Source organism: Pirellulales bacterium (assembly GCA_036267355.1).
Taxonomy (GTDB): Bacteria; Planctomycetota; Planctomycetia; order Pirellulales; family DATAWG01; genus DATAWG01.
In genome coordinates, this window is sequence record DATAWG010000075.1 from 17072 (window position 1) to 28404 (window position 11333).

Genomic DNA, 11333 nt, shown 5'->3' on the forward strand with positions numbered 1-11333 from the left:
GAGAGTTACTAAGAGATGATCGACGATGATTCGAAACTCGAATTAGGCCGCCTTGGCCCTCGGCTCGGCATCCGGCTGCATCGCTTCCGGCTGGCCTTCCGGCTCTTGGTCGGCTCGCATCGTCTGCGCTAGCTGTCCGCTCCACCCCGAGGCCGCCATTTGCTCCGCCATGATCAACGCTGCCAAGGGAAACGCATGCAGCAGCAGCCGCGAAAACGATGTCCGCAATTCGTATTCAAGATGCAGCGGCGTAATTACGAGCGCAAATATCGACGCGCCAATCCCGGCCAGCGCAGTCAGTCGCCAGAACCAAACGCTGGCCGGCAATCGGCTGCGGCGCAGCAACACCAGCGAGCCGATGACGCAAGGCCACATCAAATTCCAAGTTCTCGTTCGCACGAGTTCCACCGCCGCGTAGCGAAATACGACCGCCGGCCGGTCCGCCAATTGCATTATCCAACGCCAATCCAGGGCCGCCCAATACGACGGATAGTACGGCGAATCCGGCACTTGCCGCGAAATGCGATCGCGGACGACCGCAACCACAACCAAAGTGACCATGCCGGCAACGGCCGTCGCCAATCGGCGTCCGCTCGGCCAAGACGGTCGCAAGAGCCACGTGCCCGCCAGGCCCGCCGCGCAGGCTGCGGTCCAGAGCATGCCTTCGGATTTCGTCGCCGCGGCCGCTCCCAAGAGCAGCGCCGCGCAAAGGGCCGGCTGCCAGCCGGGCCGGCGAATCCACCGCGAAAGCTCGAGCACTCCGCCAAGAATCAGCGCGGCCAGCGGCAAGTCGGCCGAGCCGGAGAGTGCCGCCCCCTCGAAGCATTCCAAAAAAAGGGGCGTCGACAATAGCAGCAGCGCCGCCATCGCGGCAAAACCCCGGGTGCCGAAGCGCCGCAGTTCGCCGGCATAAAGCGACGCAAGCGCGAGCGGAAAAAGCAAAAACAACAGCTTCAGCCCCGGCGCGACGTAGCTCCCGTGTGTCCAATAAATCTGGGCTTCCACCAGCGGCAGCAGCAGCGGATAGGCCGGATTGAAATGGACGCGATGAATATCCTGAAAATCCTCGCCGCGGATCGTGCCCGTGTCGTAGAGCACACGGGCCTTGAGGGCATAGATCGTCCGGGCGTCGTACCCGGTGAGATCCGTGCGGCAGCAATACACGAAAGCGGCCGCAATGCTTACCAGAGCCAATAGCCGGCCCAGCATCGGCAAGTCGCTTAACCAATCGAACCACGCGCCCTTGCCAAGCAGCCCGCTGCGCCACCAACCGACAATCGTCCAACCCACCGCGGCCATGCCCACCATGCCGACCACCGCGAAGCTCCGATGCGTAATCCGCCCATCGATGGCCAGCGGAATTTGCAGCACCAATCCGACCGCTGCCGAGCCCAGCAAAAAGGCCCAGCCGAAACCGGGCCGCGCCGCCCGCGCCTCGCTCGATTCACCGGCGCGCAGCAAGCGCGCCAACTGATAGCCGATGCCGCTGATCGAAGCGAGGCACAGAATTGCGCTAGCGACTCCACCGAGCAATGCGATCATGGCGCACGCTCCACGCGACATTGCAACAGGTTGTGTTCATCGAAGGTCGCCACGTAGTTGATCCCGTGCTCGCGGATGAATGCGGCAGCGTCGACCTCCTTATGCGGCAGGAATTGATGCCAATACGGCTCGTGCGGATCGGGCTGAAGATCTTTCAATTGCGGCTGCACGTGCCACGATTCGGCGAGCGCGGTCATCTCTTGCGGCAAGATAAACACCCGCCGCGGATACACCTCATACGCCAGGCGCATCAGCGGCGTCGCTCCGTGAAACAGGATCCGCGCATCGGGCGGGGTCTTCGCGCACACTTCGCGGCAAAAATGCTCCAGCAGCGACAATTCCGCTCCAGGCGGCCCGAATGTCGCAAGCCGAATCGTATTTGCCTGCGCCGTGCGCTCGTATTCCAAAGTGGATGGATAGCTCTGCCAGACACGCAGTGCAAACACAGACTGTACGATCACCAACACCAACATCGCCCGTTGTCGCCAACCCCACGTATTCCATAAATCGACAACCGCGAAATAACATCGGCTGGTTTGCCCGCCAAAGGCGCCGCTGGCCGACCCAAGCCGATCGGCTCGAACTTTCAGCCATCGGCCGAAACCATCGTAGGTCGACCGCCACATTCCATAGCCGATCAACATGCCAAGCATCGGATTGCGAACGCCGCGAAACGAAATTGCAATCGGCCCGATCTGAAACCGATGCGGCGCAAATGTCGCCACGATCACGCCCACCGCGCCGAGCAGAATCATCGCAAAGCCGATGCGGTTGATCCACCATCGGGCGGCCGGGCTAAGAGCGGTTGTGGTCATGACGATGAGTGTGTGAGAGCCAGTCGCTGATTCGGCCGTGCTACGGCTTACGCGGCCCGCAGCACCCGCTCCGTGTGCAAGTGATCGACGACGTAGTCGATCTGCCGATCTGTCAATTCCGGATAGATCGGCAGGCTCAAACATTCGTCGGCCCAACGCTCCGCTTCGCGCAGCGATCGGCCGCTGGGCTGCAAATGCCGATAGGCCTTCAGCCGATGCACCGGAAACGGATAATGGATGCCCGCCCCGATCCCGCCGGCTTCGAATGCTTGCAGCTTGGCCGCGCGATCGGCGACGCGGATGACGTACAAGTGCCAGGCGTCGCTGCAACCGGCGGCGGCCTCGGGCGGCAGAACCACATCGCCCCGCCGCGCAAGCCGCTGGCCATAGGCGGCCGCATGCGAGCGCCGCCGGGCATTCCATTCCGCGAGCCGCAGTAGTTTCACTTCCAGCACGGCGGCTTGCACCGAGTCGAGCCGGCTGTTGAAGGCCACCTCTTCGTGATGGTATTTCTTTCGCGAACCCCAATTGCGCATCAGGCGCAGCCGATCCGCCAATTCGGCATTCGGCGTGGTGATGGCGCCGCCATCGCCGTAGGCGCCGAGATTTTTTCCAGGATAAAAGCTGAACGCGGCGGCATGCCCGAGCGATCCGGCCGGCCGGCCGTGATAGGTCGCGCCATGTGCCTGGCAGGCGTCTTCGATTACCAGCAGATGGTGGTCTGCCGCGATTTCATGAATCCGATCCATCTCGGCGCAGCGGCCGTAGAGATGCACGGGCAGAATGGCGCGCGTGTGGGGCGTGATGGCCGCCTCGATTTTTTCGGGATCGATCAGGCCGTCTTCGCGGCGAACGTCCACGAGCACCGGCTGCCCGCCGGCGAGGCTCACGCCCAGGGCCGTGGCGACGAACGTGAAGGCCGGCAGGATCACCTCATCGCCCGGCCGCAGATCGATCGCGCGAAAGATCAATTGCAACGCGTCGGTGCCGCTGGCCACGCCGACGCAATGCTCGACGCCGCAAAACGCCGCAAAGCTGGTTTCGAACCGCGCCACGGGCGGCCCGAGAATAAAACACGTTTCATCCAGCACGCTCTGCAGCGCCGCATTGACCTCGACGCGAATCGATTGATACTGGGCTTTGAGATCGACTAGGGGGATGTTCATGTTAGCTGCTTTCATCGTGACAAAATCTGTTGAGCTAGCGGCATGTGCTTAACGCTACCGGTGCTTTTCCGTAGCCCAGGCTTTTGAAGCCCTCGGGCGTCGATCCCCAATCATCGTGCCCTTCAGCCCCGTTTCCGGGGCTTACTGACTGCGGCTTTAGCCATTTCGCAGTGCGCGACTGTCCGACGGTCCTTCCGGGCTAAAGCCGCCGATCGGTGTGTCCGCTGAAGCGGGCTGAAAACATTTCGATTCTGGCCGTAGTCCTCGGCATAAATGCCGGGGTACGGAACAAACTCGAATTATCGTGTCCGTCAATCCCGTTCACTGGCCTTACCGACTCACAAACTGAAAAACCGGTCGCATGATGCTCCAAAACGTCATGCCGCCGCCGCTCGGCGCACCGGCCCGGCGATCTCCGTCAGTGCCGAACAATTTCGCATCGATTGCTGGGCGGCGGCGAGGGCGCGGACGGCTTGCAGGCCGACGGCGCCGTCGTTGATCGGCGTGGCTTTGCCTTCCAGGCAGTCCAAAAAATGCTGGCATTCGGCGTCGAGCGGTTGGCCGGCGTCGATTTTGGGTATCACCACGTCGCCGCTGCGCACCAGCATGCGAAAGGCGCCGAAACTGTCGACGTAGCCCGGGTCGCGATCGCTCGCGGGCCGTTCGACATCGACCGATTTGTGATAAATCCGCACCGGTTCGTTCAGATCCATGTCGTTCCACACGACCATCTGCCGCTCGCCGACCACCGTGATCTCGCGCACTTTTTGCGGATTGAGCCAGCTCGCATGCACGCACGCTTGCACCTGCCGCGGATAGCTGAAATTCGCCACGACCACATCTTCCACGCCGGGCGTGAGATACGAAGTGCCGTAGGCGGTGGCCAGCCGCGGCTCGGCATCGAGCCAGTAGTTGAAGATGCTCACATCGTGGGCCCCGAGATCCCATAGGGCATTCACATCGGTGCGAAACGGTCCGAGGTTCGTGCGCGTCGAAAAAATGTAGCGGATATTGCCCAGGTCGCCGTGGGCAATCAGATTCTTCACCGCCCGGATGCCGTTGTTGAACAGAAACACATGTCCGACGGCCAGCAGCCGATTCCGCTGTTTGGCCAATTTCACGAGCGCTTCGGCATCTTCCACCGATCCGGCGAGCGGCTTTTCCACGAGCACGTGCTTGCCGGCCTCGAGGGCCGCCTTGGCGAGAGCGAAGTGGGTGTTGGTCGGCGTGGCGATCACGACGGCGTCGGCGGCCGGATCGTTTGCCGCGACCAAGGGATCGCTCGTCGTGCGAATCGACGTGGAGATATTGCGCTGAATGGTTGCCAAGCGCGAAGGCGAAAGATCGCATACCAGGCCGACCGTGGCCCGCTGGCTATTGATAAATGCCCGAACCAGATTCGGGCCCCAATGGCCGAGGCCGATGAAATTGATGGAGTTCAAGGGGAGGCTGTGAGGCTTGAGGCTTTGAGGCTTTGAGGTACGAAGCAGTGGAACTGTAACGCAGCGAGGTGGGAGGCGCATTCCTCATACCTCATAGTCTCACCGCCTCAAAGCCTCACGGCCCTAACTTCTGATTCCCATCCCGAGCAAGAGCACGGGGCGCAAAATATCCCACCAGCCGATGATGGGCTTCATTTTCGTGTTGCCGATCCGCCGCGGCGGATAAATCTTCGTGCACGGCACTTCCGTATGCCGGAAACCACAGACGATCAACTTGTAGAGCAAATAAACTTCCAGCCCGTAGCCGTCGAGCCAGCGCTGCTCGAGCCGCACGCGCGGATCGGCAAGGCACGAGAGCCGGATGGCACGGAAGCCGTTCGTGGTTTCCGTGAGCCGTTTGCCGGCGATGCGGCTCATCAGCCACGGGTGCAATCGCGTGGCGAGCTTGCGGTAAAACGGCATGTCGCCGCCGTAGACCCCACCCGCCAAGAACCGCGAGCCGACCACCAGATCGCAGCCGTCGTTGCAAATCGGGTCCAACAAGCGCGGAATCTCGGCCGGATTGTCTTTGTTGTTGCCCGCCATGATTACCGCGATATCGAATCCTTCATGGCGAGCGTAGTCCAAACCCGATCGCAACGCCGAGCCCACACCGACAACCTCCGGTAGCGAAAGCACCGTCGCTCCGGCCGCGCGTGCCACCTCGGCCGTGCGATCGGTCGAGCCGTCGTCGACCACCAGCACGCAATCCACCACGTCGCGCGGCGTGCGCGCGACCACATGGCCGATCTTCTGCTCTTCATTCAGAGCCGGTGCGATCGCGATGATGTGTTGGCCGGAGTACATGGTTAGGGGCGAGGGGCGAGGGGCGAGTAAGAAACCAGGGGACAGAGATCAGCGAGCTTTGGATGGGCGTTCGTTCGTCATTCGTGCTTCGTCGTTCGTCATTGACTGCCGCGGTTAGGCGGCGGCGGGTTGGGGCGTGGCGTTGCGGCACTCGTTGCACGGTCCGGCGACCGCGGAGCGCTGGCCGCATTGGCAGACCCAGCCGATCGGTCGCGCCGGATGGCCAACGACGAGGCTGTGTGGCGGAACGTCGCGGGTGACGACGGCGCCGGCGGCGACGAGTGCGTATTCGCCGATCGAAATTCCGGGAACGACGACCGCTCCGCCCCCCAGGCTCGCGCCGCGGCCGACCTGTGTTTGCAATAGCCAGTTCGCGCGATTCGCGTAGCGTGCGGCGGCAGCCGGCATGCGTGGGCTGCGCGGGTGTCGGTCGTTGGTGAAAATCACGCCGGGGCCGATGAAGGCATCGTCGGCGATCGCCACACCGTCCCAAATCAGCACGTTGTTCTTGATCGTCACGCGGTCGCCGACAATCGCGCCCGACTCGATAAACGCGTGATCGCCGATATTGCAATCGCGGCCGACCACCGCTCCGGGCATGACATGGGCAAATGCCCAAACGCGAGTACCATCGCCGACGGCTTGCGACTCGCACAGTGCGCGTGGATGAACGAAGGCAGCCATCCGTGGCATCCCCCCAATGATTTGAACAAACCGAACCTCGGCTGACGCATTCGATTGAGCCGACGGACCGCGATTTCTACCGCTTCAAGGGCATTGTCACAAGATCAGAATCTAGCGTGGAATAGGGGAGCTGCGCGAGTTCGAAGCCTCGCATCGCGCGGCTCCTTGTCCGAGGGCGTGAACGGGATTAAACTCGAGGCTGAAAATGGAAACCGAGGCGATGACGCGTTGAATCAAAGTCGCAGCCCGAGTCGTTCCCTCGCCTCCAGCTAGCAGCAGGACTTCCGCCGATGACACGTTTTCGCGATGGCCGTTTCTGGATCGCGCGCCTGGCTGCCGCGCTTTCGATCGGGCTGCTGAGCGCGTCGGCCGTCTTGGCCGCCGACGAACCGCAGAAGGTCGGACAGAGCTACGTTGTGCCCTATATGCTGACGATCCTCGTCTGTTCGCTGGGCATCATGATCGTCGGCCATTCGTCCCATCGCACAACCGAAGTAAAGCCGGTCGACGACGATTGACGCCCAGCGGTCTCTATTGCGGCAAGGATCAAAGGCCTACGGGCCGCGATTCACAATTGCCCAAAACCGGCAATCGACCGATCCGCAATTCGTCGAAAAACACGACTTTCACAATTTTGGTGAAAGCGGTTTTCGGTTTCTCACAATATTGTTGACACCGGATCGGTTTTCCTTATACTGACTCGGCAACCGCAATTGATCCATTCTTCTCAAATTGCGGTCCCGCTCGCGTTGGGGAACGCGGCGGATCCAGGGGAACGTGGCGGAACACGGAACAGGAGCTGCGCTAATGATCTGTACTCGAAGCATCGTTTTTGGTCTTTCTCTTGGCGTTTGTTTATGGACCCTGCCGGCACTGGCCGCGCCGCCGTGGGATGGCAATTATCGAACCCAGGGCGTCGACGAACTGCTGAATACGGATTCGAGTGCCACGCAAATCAATGGCTGGCAAGGAAAGGATCCTGGCAGCTTCGCGGCCCAGCAAATCCTCGCCGATGCCCGGCTTGCTCGCCAACTCGCCGCGAATTCCAGCCCGGCCGATAGCGAAAACCTCGTATCAAACGGCGTGGTCGGTAAAAAGGAGCATCACGCCAATCCGTTGCTGAGCGGGCTTATTGCGGTCGGCGCGATGCTGGTGTTGAGCGCCGTAGCGCTGCTGATCTGGAGCCGAATCGTTCAATATCGAGAAATGCGCGAAGCGCCGACGCCGATGGCATTCAACTATCCGCGCCTTTGATCCGCCGCTCGAAGAGCGATGTTCGATCCGACCCATGGATTGGTTAGCCGACGACGGAAGTGGTTGTGCCCAAACCGCTTGCGATCGTTGATTCGCTGGCGATCGCTGCATTTTCTTCTGCAAATGCCCGCCATTCGGCAAAATCCCGGCATCTAGCGCGAATGATCCGTCGTGCGACACTAGCCCGAAGCGTAAGCGAGGAAGCCCTGGGAGCCACTAGCCCGAAGCGTAAGCGAGGAAGCCATGGAAGCTTACCGTCACTAACGTTTCGGGCTACTATTTCGCAGCGTGTGCCGAATATCTGGCGCTTTGAATCATCCGGACTCGCCACGTTTTCAGCACTTTCACAGCACGATTTCTCGCCGCAAGCTATATCCACTTAGGCTCGGCCGAAAAATAGCTTCTCCACAGACCCCATTCCCTTTGCGGGAGAGGGCGGGGTGAGGGGTCTGAAAAGCGGAAGTTATTTTTCGGCCGAGCCTTCGCCATCGTTCCAAATCGCGGACGAGTGGAATCGAGTTCCTTGCGGAGGTGCCGCCGGCTAAATTTCGCGAGCGGCAATGGCGTGCCTCGGCTCGGGCTATGTTTCCAGTGGCGAGGCAGCTCACGGCAGCATTGCTCGACGTGATCGCACGACGACGGCCATCAACCTTCAATTCGCCATAGAAAATCGGGCCAGATTGCCATGATTGTGATCGTCGGAAGCATCGTCGTCGTGGGCGCCGTATTGGGTGGGTTCATTCTTTCCGGTGGGCAGGTTGCAGCACTCATCCACCCGACGGAAATTTTGACGATCGGCGGCGCCGCTCTCGGCGCGTTGATCATCATGTCGCCGGTCAAGGTCCTCAAGGACCTGGCCAAAGGGCTCTTGTCGACCCTCAAAGGCTCGCCATTCAGCAAGAAGGCCTACGACGAACTGTTCAAACTGCTCTACGAATTCCTACGGCTCGCGCGGCAAGATGGCTTGATCGCCCTGGAACCGCATTTGTCGAACCCGCATGAAAGCAACATTTTTCAAAAGTATCCGCTGATCGGCAAGAATCACCACGTGTCGGACTTCATTTGCGGCGCGTTCGGGCCGGCCGTCGAAGGGAGCGCGAGCCCTGACCAGCTCGAGGCCCTATTGGAAATCGATCTTAAGACGATCGAAGAAGAACATCACGGGCCGCTCGGCGTGCTCGGTAAAACGGCCGACGGATTGCCGGGTTTCGGCATCGTTGCCGCCGTGCTCGGAATCGTCATCACAATGGGCGCCATCGACGGGCCGGTCACGGAGATCGGCGAAAAGGTGGGTGCGGCCTTGGTCGGCACGTTTTTGGGAATTCTCGCCTCGTACGGGTTCATCGGTCCGCTGGTCGGTCGCATGGAAAGCATGGGGCACGAGGAACTGGCGTTCTTTCGCACGATTGCCTCGGTCGTGCTGGCGTTCGTGAAAAACCTGCCGCCGAAAGTGGCCATCGACCAGGCGCGGCGCGGGCTGGCCAGCGATCTTCGACCCACGCGTGAGGAACTCGACCAGATGTTCAAAGCGGTGGAAAGCTCATAACACGCGGAATGACTCATTCCCATATGACGAATGACGAAAGAATGACGAAGCACGAAGGCCGAACCGCGGCCGCATAGGGCCGACCGAAAATAACGTCTCCGCAATTCTTGGCGAATGGATCTGCGCCACCCTCTCCTCTTACGGGAGAGGGCAGGCGAGGGTGTTCCTTCCTCAGCCGATTCGACATTCGACATTTTCAAACTTTGTGGGTGCTAAATGGCGGGCAAAGGTGGCGGAGCCTGGAAGGTGGCCTACGCGGACTTCGTCACCGCGATGATGGCCTTTTTCATGGTCATGTGGCTCGTCGCCCAGAGCAAGCCGATGAAAGAGGCGATCGCCAGCTATTTCAACGATCCGAACGGCCGCAATCCACGCCAGGGCAACGGCAAGTCGAACGGCATGCTCAATAAAGAGACGCCCCCGCCCCCGACGCCGCATAGCCCTTTGAAAGGACCGGGTCATCGCCAGCCGACGCCCAAATCGTTGAAGGATGAGGGGAAGGGGCGCGGCGTCGCGCGGCAAGTCGTCGCGATGAATTTGCGGAACAACAACGATTTGGTGGTCGAGGCAATCGTGCAGTTCGACGAAGGATCGGCCGACCTGGATCTGCGCGCTCGCCAATCGCTCGACCGGCTGGCCGACGATCTGATCGGCAAATGGTCGAAGGTGGAAATCCGCGGGCACACGTCGGCCCGGCCGCTTCCCAGCGGCAGCAAATATCACGACGACTGGCAACTCTCTTTCGTCCGAAGTGAGGCGGTCATGAAATATCTCATCGAAAAGGGGCTCGAGGCAAAGCGTTTCCGCCTCAGTGAAGCGGCCGCGAATGAACCCGCCTCGCAAGGCCAGAACTACGGCTTGGCCGCCCCGGATGGCCGCGTCGAAGTGTTTGTGTTGGGCGAAGTCGTCGGCAGCCGAAGGGCGGCGCCAAAACCGGGCATCGCCCCCGCCGAAGGCACGGCCCCGAGCCTCCACGAAGACCCCGCCCCCGACGCTTCATCGAATTAGGCGCCTTCTCGAAGCTCACCGTTCCGCACACGAGCCCGAAGCGTGAGCGAGGAAATGCACACGAGCCCGAAGCGTGAGCGAGGGATTCGTTGACAGACGCCGCCGTTCCACATCGTTCGAACCGCGGACCAGTCGTTCCCGACAATCGCCAGCCCGGCGACCGGTGAAAGCAATCGCCGCTTCTGTCTTCCCAAACGCCAACGGGGTAGGAAATGCACACGAGCCCGAAGCGTGAGCGAGGAAACGCACACTAGCCCGAAGCGTGAGCGAGGGATTCGTTGACAGACGCCACCGTTCCACATCGTTCGAACCGGGGACCAGTCGTTCCTGCGACAATCGCCAGCCCGGCGACCGGTGAAAGCAATCGCCGCTTGCGTCTTCCCAATCGCCAACGGGGTTTTGTCTCATAGCCCCGATGGGTCGCGATCGGCGGCCTACCGTGGGAAAACGGCGAGACCACCCCATCTCTGCCACCGCGATTTTGCGACGATCGAAACGCGCCCGGCTCCACGGCGTGCCACGGTCGGGTCGCAAGTATTCTGCTTGTCGTGCGGGATGTGCCGATTTGTTGGATTCTTCCGATTTTGAGGCCGATAGACCTAACTGGGGTCTTAATCGGTGCGCCCGGCCGCGAGCCGCCCGGGCGAAACTGCTTGAGAAGCGACCATTCCCGCCGGCCGCTCATTCGCCGCCCCGCGCGACAGCACTCGTCCGGCCCGACAGCGGATTCTCGTGCCGCCGGTTTTCGGGCCCCGCATCTCTTTGGAGAGCCGAAAGGAATCAGACCCACATGACTCGATCACTATTCGCCTTACTGGCCGCGCTGGCCCTCACCGGCATCGGCTGCACCGTGGCCGACCACAATCGATCGTGCTGCAATTCATGCACGACCCCATCTTCCAACGGCGCATGCGGTAGCGGCGCGTGCAACTGCGGAAACGGCAATTCTGCCGTGGCCGCCAACGGAATGCCCGCTCCAACCGACCCCGCCGCCGGCGATCCGGCGGCCTACGGCGCCGGACCGAACGGC

The 11333-nt window shown here is 61.3% G+C and carries 11 protein-coding genes; 5 read left to right on the plus strand and 6 right to left on the minus strand.

Features of this window, described 5'->3' with window-relative positions:
* Positions 1-42: 42 nt before the first annotated feature.
* From VHX65_11745 to VHX65_11770, 6 genes are all read right to left on the minus strand, one after another.
* Complete coding sequence (locus VHX65_11745; GenBank protein HEX3999215.1) at positions 43-1542, minus strand: hypothetical protein; 1500 nt, start codon at positions 1540-1542, stop codon at positions 43-45.
* The gene (locus VHX65_11750) at positions 1539-2357 is read right to left on the minus strand and encodes a hypothetical protein (protein ID HEX3999216.1); all 819 of its coding nucleotides are present in this window, start codon (positions 2355-2357) and stop codon (positions 1539-1541) included. Before VHX65_11750 ends, VHX65_11745 begins: the two co-directional genes overlap by 4 nt.
* A 47-nt stretch (positions 2358-2404) precedes the next feature.
* Positions 2405-3523, minus strand: a complete 1119-nt coding sequence (locus VHX65_11755; GenBank protein ID HEX3999217.1) for a DegT/DnrJ/EryC1/StrS family aminotransferase — start codon at positions 3521-3523, stop codon at positions 2405-2407.
* A 377-nt stretch (positions 3524-3900) separates the two neighbouring features.
* Positions 3901-4965: a Gfo/Idh/MocA family oxidoreductase gene (locus VHX65_11760; GenBank protein ID HEX3999218.1), complete on the minus strand. Its 1065-nt coding sequence runs from the start codon at positions 4963-4965 to the stop codon at positions 3901-3903.
* A 123-nt stretch (positions 4966-5088) separates the two neighbouring features.
* Complete coding sequence (locus tag VHX65_11765; protein ID HEX3999219.1) at positions 5089-5811, minus strand: glycosyltransferase family 2 protein; 723 nt, start codon at positions 5809-5811, stop codon at positions 5089-5091.
* A gap of 114 nt (positions 5812-5925) precedes the next feature.
* The gene (locus VHX65_11770; protein HEX3999220.1) at positions 5926-6495 is read right to left on the minus strand and encodes an acyltransferase; all 570 of its coding nucleotides are present in this window, start codon (positions 6493-6495) and stop codon (positions 5926-5928) included.
* A 290-nt stretch (positions 6496-6785) separates the two neighbouring features.
* Here VHX65_11770 and VHX65_11775 point away from each other — a divergent pair, with 290 nt between their 5' ends.
* The 5 genes from VHX65_11775 to VHX65_11795 form a co-directional block, all read left to right on the plus strand.
* A complete protein-coding gene (locus VHX65_11775) occupies positions 6786-7013 on the plus strand; it encodes a hypothetical protein (protein HEX3999221.1) in 228 nt (75 codons plus the stop codon).
* A gap of 289 nt (positions 7014-7302) precedes the next feature.
* A complete protein-coding gene (locus tag VHX65_11780) occupies positions 7303-7749 on the plus strand; it encodes a hypothetical protein (GenBank protein HEX3999222.1) in 447 nt (148 codons plus the stop codon).
* 685 nt (positions 7750-8434) lie between these two features.
* Positions 8435-9295, plus strand: coding sequence for a flagellar motor stator protein MotA (motA, locus tag VHX65_11785; protein ID HEX3999223.1), 861 nt, complete (start codon positions 8435-8437; stop codon positions 9293-9295).
* 216 nt (positions 9296-9511) lie between these two features.
* Entirely contained in the window at positions 9512-10303 is a 792-nt protein-coding gene (locus tag VHX65_11790; GenBank protein ID HEX3999224.1) for a flagellar motor protein MotB, read from the plus strand.
* A gap of 790 nt (positions 10304-11093) precedes the next feature.
* The coding region (locus VHX65_11795; GenBank protein ID HEX3999225.1) for a hypothetical protein at positions 11094-11333 on the plus strand (240 nt) is incomplete at its 3' end.

Coding starts and splice junctions, on each gene's coding strand:
- VHX65_11745 (HEX3999215.1), bottom strand. CDS start 1,542: ATGATCGCATTGCTCGGTGGAGTCGCTAGCGCAATTCTGTGCCTCGCT.
- VHX65_11780 (HEX3999222.1), top strand. CDS start 7,303: ATGATCTGTACTCGAAGCATCGTTTTTGGTCTTTCTCTTGGCGTTTGT.
- VHX65_11750 (HEX3999216.1), bottom strand. CDS start 2,357: ATGACCACAACCGCTCTTAGCCCGGCCGCCCGATGGTGGATCAACCGC.
- VHX65_11755 (HEX3999217.1), bottom strand. CDS start 3,523: ATGAACATCCCCCTAGTCGATCTCAAAGCCCAGTATCAATCGATTCGC.
- VHX65_11775 (HEX3999221.1), top strand. CDS start 6,786: ATGACACGTTTTCGCGATGGCCGTTTCTGGATCGCGCGCCTGGCTGCC.
- VHX65_11770 (HEX3999220.1), bottom strand. CDS start 6,495: ATGGCTGCCTTCGTTCATCCACGCGCACTGTGCGAGTCGCAAGCCGTC.
- VHX65_11765 (HEX3999219.1), bottom strand. CDS start 5,811: ATGTACTCCGGCCAACACATCATCGCGATCGCACCGGCTCTGAATGAA.
- motA (HEX3999223.1), top strand. CDS start 8,435: ATGATTGTGATCGTCGGAAGCATCGTCGTCGTGGGCGCCGTATTGGGT.
- VHX65_11790 (HEX3999224.1), top strand. CDS start 9,512: ATGGCGGGCAAAGGTGGCGGAGCCTGGAAGGTGGCCTACGCGGACTTC.